Origin of the sequence: Streptacidiphilus anmyonensis, assembly GCF_000787855.1 — a bacterium.
GTDB classification, from domain to species: Bacteria; Actinomycetota; Actinomycetes; order Streptomycetales; family Streptomycetaceae; genus Streptacidiphilus; species Streptacidiphilus anmyonensis.
Window position 1 is genome coordinate 1 of record NZ_BBPQ01000077.1, and the last position, 15,072, is coordinate 15,072.

13 protein-coding genes and 1 pseudogene are annotated in these 15,072 nt (G+C 73.7%); 12 read left to right on the top strand and 2 right to left on the bottom strand.

Going from position 1 to position 15,072, the window contains the following annotated elements; translation table 11 throughout:
• A pseudogene (locus TR50_RS47330) lies at positions 1-323 on the top strand (hydrolase); the annotation flags it as partial.
• A gap of 251 nt (positions 324-574) precedes the next feature.
• On the opposite strand, the gene TR50_RS43285 reads toward TR50_RS47330, so the two are convergent.
• Positions 575-1,099, bottom strand: coding sequence for a GNAT family N-acetyltransferase (locus TR50_RS43285; RefSeq protein WP_084701609.1), 525 nt, complete (start codon positions 1,097-1,099; stop codon positions 575-577).
• Positions 1,100-1,282: 183 nt separating this feature from the next.
• Between TR50_RS43285 and TR50_RS36350 the strand changes: the two genes are divergently transcribed.
• The gene (locus TR50_RS36350; protein ID WP_063775216.1) at positions 1,283-2,623 is read left to right on the top strand and encodes an FAD-dependent oxidoreductase; all 1,341 of its coding nucleotides are present in this window, start codon (positions 1,283-1,285) and stop codon (positions 2,621-2,623) included.
• Complete coding sequence (locus TR50_RS36355) at positions 2,620-4,518, top strand: HAD-IIIC family phosphatase (protein WP_042432488.1); 1,899 nt, start codon at positions 2,620-2,622, stop codon at positions 4,516-4,518. The genes TR50_RS36350 and TR50_RS36355 overlap by 4 nt, the downstream gene beginning before the upstream one ends.
• A gap of 74 nt (positions 4,519-4,592) precedes the next feature.
• On the opposite strand, the gene TR50_RS36360 is transcribed toward TR50_RS36355, so the two are convergent.
• Positions 4,593-5,561 carry a PDR/VanB family oxidoreductase gene (locus tag TR50_RS36360; RefSeq protein WP_042432491.1) on the bottom strand — a complete coding sequence of 323 codons (969 nt, stop codon included), beginning with the start codon at positions 5,559-5,561 and terminating at the stop codon, positions 4,593-4,595.
• A gap of 103 nt (positions 5,562-5,664) precedes the next feature.
• On the opposite strand from TR50_RS36360, the gene TR50_RS36365 reads away from it, so the two are divergent.
• The 9 genes from TR50_RS36365 to TR50_RS36405 all read left to right on the top strand — a co-directional run bounded on the left by TR50_RS36365 (position 5,665) and on the right by TR50_RS36405 (position 15,020).
• A complete protein-coding gene (locus TR50_RS36365; RefSeq protein WP_042432494.1) occupies positions 5,665-6,321 on the top strand; it encodes a PadR family transcriptional regulator in 657 nt (218 codons plus the stop codon).
• A 189-nt stretch (positions 6,322-6,510) separates the two neighbouring features.
• On the top strand, positions 6,511-7,716 hold the full coding sequence (locus TR50_RS36370) for an FAD-dependent oxidoreductase (protein WP_042432496.1): 1,206 nt from the start codon (positions 6,511-6,513) through the stop codon (positions 7,714-7,716).
• A 231-nt stretch (positions 7,717-7,947) separates the two neighbouring features.
• Positions 7,948-9,093, top strand: coding sequence for a nucleotide disphospho-sugar-binding domain-containing protein (locus TR50_RS36375; protein ID WP_201776923.1), 1,146 nt, complete (start codon positions 7,948-7,950; stop codon positions 9,091-9,093).
• A gap of 38 nt (positions 9,094-9,131) precedes the next feature.
• Positions 9,132-10,166, top strand: coding sequence for a hypothetical protein (locus TR50_RS36380; RefSeq protein ID WP_152648835.1), 1,035 nt, complete (start codon positions 9,132-9,134; stop codon positions 10,164-10,166).
• A 25-nt stretch (positions 10,167-10,191) separates the two neighbouring features.
• Positions 10,192-11,556, top strand: coding sequence for an FAD-dependent oxidoreductase (locus tag TR50_RS36385; RefSeq protein ID WP_042432506.1), 1,365 nt, complete (start codon positions 10,192-10,194; stop codon positions 11,554-11,556).
• A 6-nt stretch (positions 11,557-11,562) separates the two neighbouring features.
• On the top strand, positions 11,563-12,240 hold the full coding sequence (locus TR50_RS36390) for a TenA family protein (RefSeq protein ID WP_042432509.1): 678 nt from the start codon (positions 11,563-11,565) through the stop codon (positions 12,238-12,240).
• 47 nt (positions 12,241-12,287) lie between these two features.
• Positions 12,288-13,502, top strand: coding sequence for a cytochrome P450 (locus TR50_RS36395; protein WP_042432511.1), 1,215 nt, complete (start codon positions 12,288-12,290; stop codon positions 13,500-13,502).
• Between the two features lie 14 nt (positions 13,503-13,516).
• Positions 13,517-14,206 (top strand): SDR family NAD(P)-dependent oxidoreductase, encoded by a 690-nt coding sequence (locus TR50_RS36400; RefSeq protein WP_042432514.1) that lies wholly within the window; start codon positions 13,517-13,519, stop codon positions 14,204-14,206.
• A 40-nt stretch (positions 14,207-14,246) separates the two neighbouring features.
• On the top strand, positions 14,247-15,020 hold the full coding sequence (locus TR50_RS36405) for an SDR family NAD(P)-dependent oxidoreductase (RefSeq protein WP_042432517.1): 774 nt from the start codon (positions 14,247-14,249) through the stop codon (positions 15,018-15,020).
• The last annotated feature ends 52 nt before the right edge of the window (positions 15,021-15,072 follow it).

Sequence of the window (15,072 nt, forward strand, 5' to 3'; positions counted from 1 at the left end):
GTCCTGTGGGCCGCGCGGACCCGGTCGAGGCGGCGTTCCTGCTGAGCGCGCAGGCGGGCCTGTCCGTGCCGGCGGCCTTCGACGCGGTCGGGCCGGGCGCGCGGGCGCTCCTCGGCCTGCCGCGCCCGGCGGTCGAGGCCGGACACCCCGGCGACCTGCTGGCCCTGCGCGGCGACAGCCTCCTCGCCGCGCTGAGCGGCGGCCACAGCCGCGTCGTCCTGCACGCCGGCCGCGTCGTCTCCCGCACCAGCGCGGTCCGCGAGTACGCGGAGACGGCCCCGGCCGCCGTCCCCCGCCAGGTTCGCCCGCCACGGCCCGCGTAGCCCTCCCGGCCGGCCGGCCTCGGCCCCATCGGCCCGGACGCGGCCGCGCACGGGTCGGCGGCCTCGGATGCGCGGTCCTGGCCCGGGAGGATCCGCCGGACGGGGCTTCGGTTCGGGCGGGCCTGCCGGGGGCGCCCAGGGGGGGCCTATGCCGGCGCGGGTCGGTTCCGCAGCCGACGCGCCCGCGGCGGGGGAAGGGCTTCGGTTCGGGCGGGCGAGGGCGGAGGTCCTCGCCCCGGCTCTACGGGCAGTCAGGAGTCGGTCAGCGGTCTTCGGTAGTGGACGAGGAGCTCGCCCCAGTCGTCGATCTTGACGCGGCCGGTGCGGCGGAAGCCGAGGGCGCGGTAGAGGCGGTTGGCGCGCAGGTTGTCCGCGTGGGTCCACAGTTGGGCCTCGGTGTAGCCGCGTTCGCGGCCGTCGGCGACGACGCCGTCGAGCAGGCTGCGGCCGACGTGCTGGCCCCAGCGGTCCGGGGCGACGCTGAGCAGACTGAGGTGCAGCAGCCCCGGTTGGGGCGCGCCCGCGCCGTCGTCCTGCAGGCCCTGGAGGCCCAGGATCGTGCCGATGATGCCGGGGCCGCCGTCCTCCGCGCGGCCGTCCTCGCGCGCGAGCAGCAGCTTCGCTCCCGGCGCGGCCATCCGCGCGTACGCGGAGCGCACGTGCGCCCGCGCGAGCGGGCGGCCGTTGCGCCGGATCATGTGCGAGTGCTGCCAGACCGCCATCGCCGCGTCGATCTCCTCGGCGGTGGCCGGGCTCACTCTCACTCTGCCGCTCATCGAGTCCCTCACCCCCGGAGCCTTCCCCCGCACGCCCCGGCCTAGCTTTCCACCAACCGGCGCGGTCGGCGCAAGAGGCGGGACGCAGCCGAAACCGCAGCGTGACAGCCGCGCTCAAGCCGGACTGGACCGAGCACGGAGAGAGTGGGCCGCGGGGCAGGGGGCAAGGAAGGAGTGCGAACGATGGCGGACGCAACCACCGACGTCTGCATCGTCGGAGCCGGGCCCGCGGGGCTGACCCTGGCTCTGGAGCTGGTCCGGCGCGGGGTCCGGGTCACCGTGCTGGAGCAGCGCGCGGACTTCGCGCGGACGTTCCGCGGGGAGTCGCTCTCCCCCGACTCGGTGTGGCTGCTGCGCCGGATGGGCCTGTTCGACCGGCTGCGCGGCTCCTGCCTGGAGATGCGCGCCCTGGAGATCACCGACGCAGGGCGGACGGTGCTGCGCGCCGACTTCTCCGACTTCCCCTACCCGCAGCGCTCGCCCGTCGAGCTGCCGCAGTCGGTGCTGCTCGCCGAGCTCGCGGCGGAGTGCCGGCGGCACCGGGGCTTCCGGCTGCTGCACCGGGTCACGGCCGTCGGGCTGCTGGGCGCGGACCGGGTGACGGGCGTCCACTGCCAGGGGCCTGACGGTCGGTTCGAGATGCGGGCGGCGCTGAGCGTCGCCGCGGACGGCCGCTACAGCCGGATCAGGGACCTGTCGGGCCTGACCGCCGAGAAGACCCCGCTGGGCCGGGACGTGGTGTGGCTGCGGCTGCCGCGTCCCGAGGTCTGGGACGCGGCGACCTACCGGATCCGGATCGACGCCGGACGGCACGCGCTCTTCCTGCCGACCCACCCCGACGACGTCCGGGTGGGGCTGAACATCCCCAAGGGCGGCGTCAGGAAGCTGCGCGCCGAGGGCGTCGCGGGCCTGCACGAGCGGCTGGACGCGCTGGCGCCGGAGCTCTCCGACCTGGTCCGGGCGGGTGTGCAGGAGTGGGGCGACACCAGCGTGCTGGACCTGTTCACCACCGTCGTGCCGCGCTGGTCCCGCCCGGGGCTGGCGCTGGTCGGCGACGCGGCCCACACGCTCTCGCCGATCCTCGGGCAGGGCGTCAACCACGCGCTGGCGGACGCCGTCACGCTCGCGCCGCTGATCGCGCCGCTGGTCGACGCCGATCCGGCCGGTGCGGCCGTCGGCGAGGCGCTGCTCGCCTTCCAGCGCGAGCGCGAGCCGCTGGTCGCCCGCTCCCGGGCGCTCCAGCTGCGGCAGGAGCGGCTGTTCGCGCTTCACCGCCCGCTCGCGGCGGCCGGGCGGCGGGCCCTGTACCGCGCCGTGGACCGCAGCGCGGCGCTGAAGCTGCGCGTCCTCGCCCCCGCCTACTTCCAACTGCAGGACCGAGAGCAACAGGGCCGCGACCGGCAGAGCCGCCACGGACAGGACCGCCAGGAACAAAGCCGCCAGGAACAGAGCCGCCAGGGACAGGGCCTTCAGCGGCGGGACTGCGACGAGCAGGGCCGCGACGAGAGAGGACGTGCGGCATGACCGGGTCGAGCACGGGCGACGAGGCGCTGGAGCGGCTGCGCTCCCTGCACGCGGGCGGGCGGCTCGCGGCCGAGTACCCCGGGCTGCACCGGCTGCTCGCCCCGCTCGGCGCCGGTGATCCGGCGCTGGCCAAGGCCGGGCGCCTGCTGGCGCGTCTGGACCCCGAGGACGTGCTCGCGCACCGGCCGGACACCCCGGCGGTCTCGGTCGCGGTCACCGGCAGCGGCACGCTGGGCGCGCTGGCGCCCTCGCTGTGCGCCGAGTTCGCCCGCCACGGGCTGCTGCCGCGTCTGGCGGTCGCCGACTACGACACCTGGCAGGTCGACCTGCGCGACCCCGCCGGCGTTCCGCACGCTCCGGAGACCGACCTCGCCCTGGTGCTGCTGGACGCCTCCGTGGTCTTCGACCGCCTGCCGGCGGTCTGGAGCGCGGCCGACGCCGTCGAGGCCGTGGCGGCGACGGGCGCGGAGATCGAGGCCCTGGTCCGGGGGTTCCTGTCCGGATCGCGGGCCACGCTGGTGCTGAACACGCTGCCGCTGACCCGCCTGTACACCCACCGGCTGGTCGACCTGCGCTCGCGCGCGGCGCTCGGCGCGGCCTGGCACGGCCTCAACTCCCGCCTGCTGGGGCTGGGGGCGGAGTCGGAGCGGGTGGTCGTGCTCGACCTGGACGTGCTGCTGGCCGAGGGCGGTCCGCTGTGCGATCCGCGCCTGGCCGCGTACGCGGGCGAGGAGCTGGGCGAGGAGCTGCTGGCCCGTGTCGCCCGCGAGGTCGGGCATCTGGCCCGCGCGCTGACCGGTCGCACGAGGAAGGTGCTGGTACTGGACCTCGACAACACGCTGTGGGACGGCGTGCTCGGCGAGGACGGCGCGGAGGGGATCGCGGCGCGCACGACCCTTCGGGGCGAGGCCTTCGGGCGGGTGCAGCGGCTGGCCCGGCAGCTCGGCTCGCAGGGGGTGCTGCTCGCGGTGTGCAGCAAGAACGACCGGGGGCCGGTGCTGGAGGTGCTGCGCGACCACCCGGACATGCAGCTGCGGGAGGCGGACTTCGTGGCCGTGCAGGCGGACTGGGCTCCGAAGAACAAAGGCCTGGAGGAGATCGCGGAGCGGCTGGGGCTCGGGCTGGACAGCTTCGTCTTCGCCGACGACTCCGCGTTCGAGACCGGACTGGTCGCCGCGGCGCTGCCGCAGGTCGCGGTGGTGCCGCTGGGCGCCGAGCCCGCGCTCGCGCCCGGACTGCTGCTCGCCGACGGGTGGTTCGACACCCTGGAGCTGACCGAGGCGGACCGGGAGCGCACCGCCCGCTACCGGGTGGAGGCGGCCCGCTCGGACCTGAGAGAGGCGGCGACGTCGGTCGAGGAGTACCTGCGGCAGTTGGGCGTGCGGGTCTCGGTGGACCGGGCGCACCTGGGCGACGTCGGCCGCCTGGCCCAACTGACGCAGCGGACCAACCAGTTCAACCTCACCACGCAGAGACTCACGGCCGCCGAGGTGCGGTCGATGACGGAGGACCCGGCGCGTCTGGTGCTGACGGTGCGCTCCTCGGACCGCTTCGGGGACGACGGGGTCGTCGGCGCGCTGTTCGCGCGCCGCGGGCAGGGCGGGCTGCGGGTGGAGAACCTGCTGCTGAGCTGCCGGGTGCTCGGGCGCGGCATCGAGCGGGCGGTGGTGGCGGCGGCGCTGGACCACGCCAAGGCGGAGGGCCTGGCGGAGGTGACCGCCTCCTACCGGGCGACCTCGCGCAACCACCGGGTGGCGGACTTCTGGCCCTCGGTCGACTTCGCTCCCGTCGACGGACCGCAGGAGAACGGGCGTCAGGACAGTCTGACGTTCCGTCATCCTCTGGACCGGCCTTTGGAACTGCCCGAGCACGTACGTCTGGACGTGGGGTTCTGAGGACGCGAGGGAACCCGTCCGCCGCCGCGGCCCGTGGGGGGCCGTCGGCGGCCGGACGAGTCCGGGAGGCCGCGTCAGAGGTCGAGGACCAGACGCGGTGTGCGGGCTCGGGAGACACAGATCAGCATGGTCCGGCCGGACGCGCGGTCGGCCGGGGACAGGACGCTGTCCCGGTGGTCGGGTTCTCCGCCCAGGACGTCGGTCTCGCAGGTGCCGCAGGTGCCCTCGCGGCAGGAGGAGAAGCAGTCGTCGACGTCCTCGTCCTCCAGCACCTCGAGGATGCTGCGGTCCGCCGGGACGGTCACGGTCCGTCCGCTACGGGCGAGTTCGACCTCGATCGGGCCGTCCGGACCGGCCTCCCCGGCCTCGGCGGGGGCCTTGGCGTGGAACCGTTCCAGTCGCAGGCTCGCCCCGGCGTCGGGCCAGCCGGCCGTCCGGGCGGTGACCGCGTCCAGGAGGCCCTCGGGGCCGCAGCAGTAGACGAGGGTGTCGGCGAGCGGCTCGCTGAGCGCCGCGTCGAGGTCGAGCAGGCCGGACTCCTCCTCCGTCACGACGGTCACCCGCTCGCCGTGGCGGGCCAGTTCGTCGCGGAAGGCCATCGAGGAGCGGGCCCGGCCGCCGTAGAGCAGGCGCCAGTCGGTGCCGGCCGCCTCGGCGGCGGCGATCATCGGCAGCAGCGGCGTGATGCCGATGCCGCCGGCGATCAGCAGCAGCGCGGGCGAGGGCTCCAGGGCGAAGTTGTTGCGGGGTGCGCTGACCTGGAGGGTCTCGCCGACGGTCAGGTGGTCGTGGATCCAGGCGGAGCCGCCGCGGCCGTTCGGCTCGCGCAGCACGGCGACGCGGTAGCGGTCGTTCTCGGCCGGGTCGCCGCACAGGGAGTACTGGCGGATCAGCCCGTTGCCGAGGTGGAGGTCGACATGGGCGCCGGGGGTCCACGCGGGCAGGGGCAGACCGGCCGGGTCCGCGAGGCTCAGGCCGAGCACCCCGTCGGCGAGCCGGTCGAGCGCCAGCACGGTCAGTTTCCGGGTGTCGGTCACGGTCATGGGGTTCCCTTCGGCCAAGCTGATAGTCACAACGAAACTAGGTTGCTTGTTACTACTCGCCTGCGTATGCTCGTAGACGAGCACCGGAAAGCGGGGTGGATCGATGGCTAAGCAACGCAAGGTCGGGAATCTGTTGGCGCTCGCACTGCTCTCCGCTGCCTTCCAGCGGCCTATGCACCCGTACGAGATGGCCTCGGTACTGCGCGCCCGGGGCAAGGACCAGGACATGACGATCAAGTGGGGCTCGCTCTACACGGTCGTACGCAACCTGGTAAAACACGGCCTGCTCGAAGCGGCCCTGAGCACGCGTCAAGGGGGCCGCCCGGAGCGGACGGTGTACGAGATCACCGCCGAGGGGCGCGCGGAGCTGGAGGACTGGATCCGCGAGCTGGTGGCGGTCCCGGAGGCGGAGCATCCGCACTTCGCGGCCGGCCTCTCCGAGCTCCAGGTCCTCTCGCCGCAGGAGGCGACCGGGCTGTTGGAGCTGCGGCTGCTGCGGCTGAACGCGGAGGTCGCGGCGGATCGGGCCCGGCTCGACGCCGACGCGACGGAGGTGCCGCGACTCTTCCTGATCGAATCGGAGTACCAGCTCGCACTGCGCGAGGCGGAGGCCGCCTGGGTCACCTCGCTGCTGCGGGAGCTGGCGGACGGCTCGCTGCCCGGCATGGCCGAATGGCAGTCGTTCCACAGAACCGGACAGATCCCGCCCGAACTGCTCGAGCTCGCCGAGCTCGGCGGGGCGGAGATACCGGCGGAGTAGCCGAAAGACCAGCGGGACCCCTGGTCAGGTGCGGGAACACCGGACCAGGGTCCACGTCCTCGACGCGGAACCGCTCGCACAGCCCCGACCACGAGGTGGCGACCCAAGGATAGCCGGGGCAGTGCCGATCGGACCGAAAACGTACGCGATTACCAAGAACAATCCCGGATCCTTGAACAGGAGTTCGTCATGACTGACACCACCGCACGCAGCGCCCTCGTCGTCGGGGGCGGCATCGCCGGCCCGGTCACCGCGCTCGCGCTGCGCCGCGCGGGCATCCAGGCCACCGTGTACGAGGCCTACAGCGGCGGCGACGACGGCGTCGGCGGCATGCTCGGCATCGCCTCCAACGGCATCAGCGCGCTCGACGTCGTCGGCGCGGGCGACGCCGTCCGCGGCATCGGCATCTCCGTCAAGTCGATGGTCCTGCAGAGCTGGACGGGCAAGCGGCTGGCCGAGTTCGGCACCATGCCCGGCCTCGACCCGACGCAGACCGTCTGGCGCCACGATCTCTCCCGCGTGCTGCGCGAGGCCGCGCAGGCCCAGGGCATCCGCTACGAGACGGGCAAGCGCCTGGTCACCGCCGAGGAGTACGGCGACGGCGTCAACGCGGTCTTCGAGGACGGCAGCACCGCCCGGGCCGACATCCTCATCGGCGCGGACGGCATCCGCTCCGTCGTGCGCGGGCTGATCGACCCGAGCGCTCCCGGCCCCCGCTACACCGGCCTGGTCGGCATCGGCGGCCGCCCGCGCGGCCGCATCTCCGGGGTCCCGCTGGGCGACACCGGCATCATGTTCATGATCTTCGGCAAGCAGGCGTTCTTCGCCTACCAGGTCTACCAGGACGGCAGCGTCGGCTGGTTCGCCAACCTGCCGCGGACGGAGCCGATCTGGCACGCCGAGGCGCAGGCCATCGGCGCGGAGGAGTGGCTGCGCCGCCTCCGAAAGATCTTCGCGGAGGACCGCACGCCCGCCCCCGCGATCCTGGCGCACGCCCGTCCCGAGGACCTGATCATCGTGGGCGGCCTGCAGGACATGCCCACCGTCCCGCACTGGAGCCGCGGGCGCATGGTCCTGGTCGGCGACTCCGCGCACGCGACCTCGCCCAGCTCCGGCCAGGGCGTCTCCGTCGCCGCGGAGAGCGCCGTCGAACTGGCCCGCTGCCTGCGGGACCAGCCGATCGCGCAGGCCTTCCGCACCTACGAGTCGATCCGCCGCCCGCGGGTGGAGCGGATCATCCAGAACGCGGCGCGGACCAACAGCCACAAGGCGGCAGGGCCGATGGGGCGGGTCATCCGGGACACGATCTTCCCGATGATGATCAAGTTCGCCAAGCCGGACCGCTTCGCCTGGCAGTTCGCCCACCGCATCGACTGGGACGCGAAGGTGCACTAGAAGGCACTCGCCTCGGTTGCAACCACCCAGGGGCGCGGGGAACTGCGCGACAAGCCACTGATGTGCGGATGGTCCTCAACGCGCAGGGCCATCCGCACGCCGGTGGTTGCTCGCGCCGTTCCTCGCGCCCCTTGATAGTGCCATTCAAGTCCCTGCCAAGTGGTTGCTGCTCACATGGGCCGCATGCGGATGGTGTTCACGTGTTGGGCTTGGCCGACGCACCTGCATGCGATGGTGCCGTTGGCGTGGGCGGCGCGGGCCGCGGGGCACGAGGTGGCCGTCGCGGTGCCGCCCGCCCTGGGGGGCCTCGCCGCGGCGAGCGGGTTGCCGTATGCGGTGGTGGGCCGGGACGTGGACGCCGTGGCGGCGTTCCGGGAGATCGTGTCCGCCCCGCCGGGGGCGGGAGGCGGCGGACCCCGCGTGCTGAAGCTGATCGGCGCGCTCACCGAGGCGATGGCCGAGGACCTCGCCGACCTCGTCGGCGGCTGGCGGGCGGATCTCGTGGTGCACGACCCGACCGCCTTCGCGGGGCCGATCGCGGCCGCCGCCGCGGGCGTGCCGGCCGTGCGGCACCTGTACGGGACGGACCTGCTGGGCGCGCCCGCCGCGCGGAACTTCCTGCCGGCCGTGCTGGAGCCCGTCGCGGAGCGGCTCGGGCTGGGCGAGGTGGACCCCTTCGGGGTCGCCACCGTCGACCCGTGCCCCGGCTCGCTGCAACTGCCCACCGCCTCACGGCGGCTGCCGATGCGGTACGTGCCGTCGAGCCCGCACGGGCGGACCGTCCCGCCGCTCGCGCCGCTCGGCTCCCGCAGGCGCGTGGCGGTGACCTGGGGGACGACGCTGGACCGGCTCGACCCGTCGCTGCACCTGGCCGGGGAGGTGGCCCGCGCCGTCGCGGGCCCGGAGACCTCCGTGGTGCTCGCGGTGACCGCCGAGCAGGCGCCGCTGCTGGGTGAACTGCCGCCGTGGACGCGGGTGGTGAGCGACGGCGCGCTGCACCAGGTGCTGCCCGGGTGCGACGCCGTCGTCGCCCACGGCGGGGCCGCGAGCATCCTCACCGCCGTCGCCGCCGGAGTGCCGCAGCTGCTGCTGCCCCGGCTGCCGGACCACGTGCGGCACTCCGCGCGGCTCGCGGAGGTGGGCGCGGGGCTGGTCGTGCCGGCCGCCGAGGCGCAGGGGCGGCCGGAGCTGGTGCGCGAGCGGCTGGCCGCGCTGCTGGACGAGCCCGGCCACGCCGCGCGGGCCCGTGAGCTCGCCGCCGAGTCGAAGCTCCAGCCCTCCCCCGCCGAGGTGGTCACCGAGCTGGAACTGCTGGTCACGACCGAGAAGGCGGCGGGCCGTCCAGTCGGACTCAAGCCGGGCTCCGCTCCCCGATGACAGGCTCGACTCGTCGGCGAGTCGAAGGGGGTTCCGGCATGGCCAAGGAAGTGTCCGACCACGAGTCATTCGCCATCCGCCACCGGGGCGGGGTGATGTTCGAGCGGTACGACATCGATCTGCATCTGCACCCCTATCTCGGCTACGCGCTGGCCCGCAACCACCGTTCCGAGGCCATCAACACGGACGAGGAGGGGTTCCGTCACGCGGACTCCCGGTTCGGTTCCGTCGACGGTCCCGGCTGGCGGGCCGCGGGGGGCGGCGGCGTCGTGCTGGGCAACTCCACCGCCTTCGGCATGGCCGCCACCTGCGACCACGGCACCGTCGCCTCCCACCTGGCCCTGCTGCGCGGCGACCGGCAGCTCAACCTCGGCGTGGTGGGCGGGAACTCGGTGCAGGAGGTGGTCGCGGGGCTGCCGTACCTGGACCTGGCCGACACGGTCGTGGTCTTCAGCGGCGCCGGCGACTACTGGACCTCGCTGGCCTCCTGGACGCCGTTCAGCGCCTGGGGTCCGCTCTTCTTCGAGGGCACGCTGACCTCGCTGACGTCGATCCCGCTGTTCCAGCTGGCCGCCGTCGCCACCGGGGCGGACCCCGACTGGCGGCCGCAGCCCGCGCCGAAGCCCGACGCGGCCGACCGGCCGGACTTCGCCGACGTGGTGGAGCGCGTGGAGGCCGCCGCCGCGCGGCAGGTGCGCAACCTGTCGGCGGTGCGGCGGCTGGCCCGGCCGGACGCGCGGCTGCTGTTCGCGCTCCAGCCGTTCGCGACCCCGCGCAGCCGCCGGCTCAGCGCGGAGGAGATGGAGCACTTCGACTTCCACATGCCGATGTTCGGCCAGGAGAAGAACCGCCCCTTCGAGCACCACTGGGGCCGCTTCGCGGAGCTGGTGGCCAAGGGCTGCGGCGAGCTCGGCGTGCCGTTCACCGACATCTCCGCCGACCGGTTCGAGGGCTTCGCCTTCTCCGACCACTTCCACCTGACCGACGAGGGCAACCGGCAGGCCGCCGTGATGATCCACGAGGCCCTCGCCGCGCTGCCCGCGCCCACCACGCCCCCGACCGCCCAGCCGTGACCTGAGGACCCCGAGGAGCCGATCCATGCCGCAGCCCACCCCGGACGCGGAGCTCCGCGTCCTCGTCATCGGCGCCGGGACCGGCGGCCTGTGTCTGGCCCACGGGCTGCGGCGCGCCGGTATCGACGTGCAGGTCTTCGAGCGGGACGCCACCCGCGCCGACGGCCTGCACGGCTATCGCGTCGGCATCGACCCCGACGGCAGCCGGGCGCTGCGCGACTGCCTGCCGCCCGAGCTCTACGACACCTTCGTGGCGACCTGCGCGAAGGCGCCCGAGTACGTCAACTTCCTCACCGAGAAGCGCGGCGAACTGCTCTCCGTCGGCGGCTTCACCTCCGACGACCCGGACCCGGTCGACAGCGAGAAGTCCGTCTCCCGGATGACGCTGCGGCAGGTGCTGCTGACCGGCGTCGAGGACGTGGTGTCGTTCGGCAAGGTCTTCACCCACTACACCGAGGAGCCGGACGGGCGGGTCACCGCGCACTTCGAGGACGGCACCTCGGCGACGGGCACGGTCCTGGTCGCCGCCGACGGCAGCAACTCGCGGGTGCGCCGCCAGTACCTGCCGCACGCGGAGCTCAAGCCCCTCGGGCCGATCGGCATCACCGGCAAGGTGCCGCTGACGCCGGAGACCCGGGCGCTGCTCACGCCGAAGATGCAGCGCGGCATCTCGATGGTCTACGCCCCGCACGCCTACTTCTGCATCTTCCACGTCATGGAGTTCCCCTGGGACGAGGGCGGTCGGCCCAAGACCGGCATCGGCTCCGCCGACACGGAGCTGCTGGAGGCGTGGCCGGGCCTCACCTACGACAACTCACGGGACTACGTCGACTGGGGCCTGGTCACCCAGTCCCGCCAGCTGCCGGCGAACGTGATGGAGATGAAGAGCCCGGACCTGTACCGGCTGGTCGCGGAACGGACCACCGACTGGCACCCGGACTTCCGCCGCCTGTTCGCGCTGGCCGACCCGAACAGCTGCTTCCCCATCAACATCCGCACCTCGGTGCCGATCCCACAGTGGGAGACCACCCGGATCACGCTGCTCGGCGACGCGATCCACACCATGACGCCGGGCCGCGGCGTCGGCGCGAACACCGCGCTGCGCGACGCGCGCCTGCTCTGCCGCAGGCTGGTCCAGGCCCGCGACGGCGAGCTGCCGCTGCTGGACGCGATCCGGCAGTACGAGACCACGATGATCGACTACGCCTTCGACGCGGTCCGCAAGTCCGCGCGCTCCGGCGGCGGCTCCGGCCCCAGCGCGCCGGTCATCGGGCGCGCCCTGCTGGGCCTGCTGCGCACCGCGATGCGCGTCGTCAACCACCTGCCCGCGGTCAAGAACAAGATGGCCGAGGGGCACCGCAGCTACCGCGGCCACGGCCGGGAGGAGTAGCCCGCCATGACCACCGAGACCACGGACACCCCGCTGCACAAGGAGCTGCTGGAGCTGGCCGCGCCGGTGCGCGACAGCGTGCTGCGGCACCGGTTCTGGACCGGTCTGCGCGAGGGCGGCCTGCCCGCGACCGCGCTGGCCCGCTTCGTCGAACAGGACTCCGGCCACCTGCTGCCCGCCTACGCCCGCGCGCTGGCGCGCTGCGCGGCCGCGGCCCCCGAGGACGGGGACGCGCAGCTGTTCGGCCAGTCCGTCGTCGGCACCCTGGAGGCCAGGGACGGGCTGCGGGCCGCCTACCGGCAGCTGATCCCGGAGCTGGACCTGCCGCTGCTCGCCGGGAACACCGAGGCCCTCCCGGCGACGGCCGCGCACGCCTTCTTCTTCGGCGCCGCGAGCGCGACCTCCTACGCCGCCGGCGTGGGCGCGCTGCTGCCGATGGTCTGGTTCAACGCCGAGGTCAGCGACCACCTGCGGGACCACGTCGTGCCGGACAGCCGGTACACGCAGTGGATCACCGTCTACCACCCGGGGGACGGCTACCGCTACGCCGTCCAGGCGTTCCTGGACCTGACCGACCGGTTCGGCGAGACCTGCTCCGCGCGCGACCGGCAGGTGCTCAAGGACCACTTCGCCCAGGGCATCCGCTACGAGCTCGCCTTCGCCGAGTGCTGCGCGGGCGGCTGACCCCCAGCCGCCTCCCACGACCGTCGACCGTCGCGAAAGGGCGGCAGATGACCTTCACCGAACTCGACCTGATGGATCCGCGCTCCTTCGCCGACGGGGTTCCGCACGACTACTTCCGGCAGCTGCGCGCGCTCCCCGGCCTGCTGCCCGGCACCGACGACGACGGCGAGCGCTTCTGGTACGTGGTCAAGCACCGCGACGTCTCGTCCGTCTCGCGCGACGTGGCCCGCTTCTCCTCCAGCCCCACCACGATGACCTCGGTGCGCAAGGTGGACCCGAGCCCGCCGATCATCACCTTCCAGGACGCCCCCGAGCACACCCGCGTCCGCAAGCTGACCTTCAAGGCCTTCGCGCCCGCGCGGCTGGCCCTGCTGGCCGAGCCGATCCGCCGGATCGTCGACGAGCTGCTCGACGAGTGCGTCGCCAAGGGCGAGTTCGACCTGGCCGAGGACGTGGCCCTGAAGCTGCCCTTCGCGGTGCTGCTGGAGCTGCTCGACATCCCGGCCGAGGACCGGACGATGATGCTCGGCTGGGCGCGGGCCACCGTCAACCTGGGCGACCCCGAGTACGACGACAGCATGAACGGCTCGGGCGACAACTCCTTCCAGAAGATCTACGACTACCTGATCGACCTGGCCCACCGCCGGGCCGCGCAGCCGACCGACGACGTCTTCTCGATGCTGCTGGCCGCCCGCTGGGACGGCAGCCGGCTGGGGCTGACGGACCGGCTCTCCCCTGACGAGGTGGGCCTGTTCGCCTCCACGCTGATCACGGCCGGCAGCGAGACCACGTACTGCTCGGTGACGGGCGGCGTGCTGGCCCTGCTGGAGAACCCCGACCAGCTGGAGAAGCTGCGCGGCGACCGGGAGGCGCTGCTCGGCACCGCGACCGCCGAGGTGGTGCGCTGGGTCACCCCGGTGACCCACTTCGCCCGCCGCGCCCTGGTCGACACCGAGGTGGGCGGCCAGGCCGTGGCGGCCGGGGAGCGCGTGGTGCTCTGGTACAGCTCCGCCAACCGCGACGAGGAGGCGTTCGAGGAGCCGGACCGCTTCGACGTCGGCCGCGCCCGCAACCCGCACGTCAGCTTCGGCGGCGGCGGTCCGCACGTCTGCATCGGCAACGGCCTGGCCTCCATGGAGCTGCGCGCCTTCCTCGACGGGGTGCTCGACCTGCTGCCGCGCCTGGAGATCACCGGCGAGCCGGTCCGTCCCGAGACCAACTTCATGAACAGCGTCAAGCACCTGCCCATGCGTGTGCGGTGAGGGGAGCGAGCTGCATGAGCACCGAACGACGCACCGCGCTGGTGACCGGCGCGAACCGGGGCATCGGCCGCGCCGTCGCGGCCGAGCTGCTCGGCCGCGGCCTTCAGGTGGTGCTGACCGCCCGCCGGTTCGACGACGCCCGCGAGGCGGCTCTCGAACTCGGGGCGGGCGCCCGCCCGTTGGCGCTGGACGTGACGGACGAGGACAGCGTCAAGCGGGCCGCCGCCGAGGCGGGGCCGATCGACGTGCTGGTCTGCAACGCCGGGGTGCTGCTCGACGCCGGCACCGACCCGCTGTCGGTGCCGCTGGACCTGGTCGAGCAGACGCTGCGGGTCAACCTGCTGGGCACCTGGCGGGTGCTCCAGGCCTTCGTGCCGCCGATGGCGGCGCGCGGGCACGGCAGCGTCACCGTGGTCTCCAGCGGCACCACCGCGGAGTTCGGCGGGCGGCTGTTCGGCCGCACGCCCGGCTACTCGCTCTCCAAGAGCGGCCTGAACGGGCTGACCACGCTGGTGGCCGAGCAGACCGCCGGCACCGGCGTGACCGTCAACGCGGTCAACCCGGGACGGGTGCGGACCCGGATGATGCCCACCCAGGAGCAGCTCCCGGAGCAGGCCGCCCGGTTCGTCGCGGACGTGGCGCTGCTGCCCACCGACGGCCCCACCGGGCAGTTCCTCACCGAAGGCGAGCACCGCGCGCGCTGACCCGCCCGTCGACAACCGCGAACAACCCATTGGAGGATCGATGCAGATCGACATGGCCGGCAAGACGGCCGTGGTCACCGGCGCGGGCAGCGGGATCGGGCTCGCCTGTGTCCGCGCCCTGGCCGGCGCGGGCGCCGAGGTGCTCGGCGGTTCCCGCACCGTCAGCCCCGAGCTTCTGGAGGCCACCCCGCACGTGCTGGAGGTGGACCTGCTGACCAAGGACGGCCCGAGCGCCCTGATCCAGCACGCGCTGGACAAGTTCGGCGGCGTCGACGTGCTGGTCAACAACGTGGGCGGCGGCGTGAAGCTGGCCAAGGGCTTCCTCGACATCGAGGACGAGACCTGGCTGCACACCTTCGAGCTGAACGTGATGACCACGATCCGGGCGACCCGGGCCGCGCTGCCGAGCCTGGTCGAGCGCAAGGGCGTGATCGTCAACATCGGTTCCATGAACGCGCACCTGGCCGACCCGACGCTGGGCCACTACTCGATCGCCAAGGCGGCCCTGTCCAACCTGGGCAAGGCGCTGTCGGCCGAGTACAGCTCGCAGGGCGTGCGGGTGAACACCATCTCCCCCGGCCCGGTGCGCACCCGGCTGTGGACCAACCCGCACATCGCGGAGCGGCTCGGCATCACCACCGAGGAGTTCCTGAAGATGGTCCCGAAGATGGCGGGCCTGTCCACCGGCGAGATGATCGAGCCGGAGGAGATCGGCACGCTGGCCCTGATGTTCGCCTCCGGCCGGATCCGCAGCGTCACCGGCGCGGACTACCTCATCGACGGCGGCATGACCCGCCCGCCGGCGCGCGACTGACTCCGGCGCCCGCGGCGAGTACGGCGAGGGCCCCCACCAGGCGGTGGGGGCC

Bases quoted from the DNA above. Each gene is read 5' to 3' on its own strand.
- TR50_RS43285 (WP_084701609.1), bottom strand. From the start codon at position 1,099: ATGAGCGGCAGAGTGAGAGTGAGCCCGGCCACCGCCGAGGAGATCGAC.
- TR50_RS36350 (WP_063775216.1), top strand. From the start codon at position 1,283: ATGGCGGACGCAACCACCGACGTCTGCATCGTCGGAGCCGGGCCCGCG.
- TR50_RS36355 (WP_042432488.1), top strand. From the start codon at position 2,620: ATGACCGGGTCGAGCACGGGCGACGAGGCGCTGGAGCGGCTGCGCTCC.
- TR50_RS36360 (WP_042432491.1), bottom strand. From the start codon at position 5,561: ATGACCGTGACCGACACCCGGAAACTGACCGTGCTGGCGCTCGACCGG.
- TR50_RS36365 (WP_042432494.1), top strand. From the start codon at position 5,665: ATGGCTAAGCAACGCAAGGTCGGGAATCTGTTGGCGCTCGCACTGCTC.
- TR50_RS36370 (WP_042432496.1), top strand. From the start codon at position 6,511: ATGACTGACACCACCGCACGCAGCGCCCTCGTCGTCGGGGGCGGCATC.
- TR50_RS36375 (WP_201776923.1), top strand. From the start codon at position 7,948: ATGGTGCCGTTGGCGTGGGCGGCGCGGGCCGCGGGGCACGAGGTGGCC.
- TR50_RS36380 (WP_152648835.1), top strand. From the start codon at position 9,132: ATGGCCAAGGAAGTGTCCGACCACGAGTCATTCGCCATCCGCCACCGG.
- TR50_RS36385 (WP_042432506.1), top strand. From the start codon at position 10,192: ATGCCGCAGCCCACCCCGGACGCGGAGCTCCGCGTCCTCGTCATCGGC.
- TR50_RS36390 (WP_042432509.1), top strand. From the start codon at position 11,563: ATGACCACCGAGACCACGGACACCCCGCTGCACAAGGAGCTGCTGGAG.
- TR50_RS36395 (WP_042432511.1), top strand. From the start codon at position 12,288: ATGACCTTCACCGAACTCGACCTGATGGATCCGCGCTCCTTCGCCGAC.
- TR50_RS36400 (WP_042432514.1), top strand. From the start codon at position 13,517: ATGAGCACCGAACGACGCACCGCGCTGGTGACCGGCGCGAACCGGGGC.
- TR50_RS36405 (WP_042432517.1), top strand. From the start codon at position 14,247: ATGCAGATCGACATGGCCGGCAAGACGGCCGTGGTCACCGGCGCGGGC.